Origin of the sequence: Streptococcus mitis (assembly GCF_905187495.1) — a bacterium.
GTDB classification, from domain to species: Bacteria; Bacillota; Bacilli; order Lactobacillales; family Streptococcaceae; genus Streptococcus; species Streptococcus mitis_CU.
Window position 1 is genome coordinate 1 of record NZ_CAJJIB010000054.1, and the last position, 347, is coordinate 347.

Below are 347 nucleotides of genomic sequence, written 5' to 3' on the forward strand. Positions count from 1 at the left end.
CCTTCTGCAGTTGTGATGCGGTTTGGTTTCAATCCGTTGTCTGCAGTGTTGTAGTCAGTTCCTGCTTTAGCGTCTGTTGTGTCTTTAGCACCTGAAGCTACGTTAGCACCATCTGCGTCAACACCTACTAATGGAGTTCCATCTTCTGTTTGGTAATTAACGATTACTGATCCAGCTTTTTCATAAACGTAAGTTACTGTAGTTGTTCCTTCTACTACGTCTCCAGTAGCTGGTTTAGAACCATCTTTCAATTCTTTAGCTGTTAAGTAATATTTAACACCATCTTTAGTGATAGATTCTTTTTTGTGATCAGCTGTATCGTATTTAACATTTAGAGAAGCATCTGT

1 pseudogene is annotated in these 347 nt (G+C 38.9%); it reads right to left on the reverse strand.

The features are described from left to right. Window positions 1–347, reverse strand: a pseudogene (locus tag JQ843_RS05345) (MucBP domain-containing protein); the annotation flags it as partial.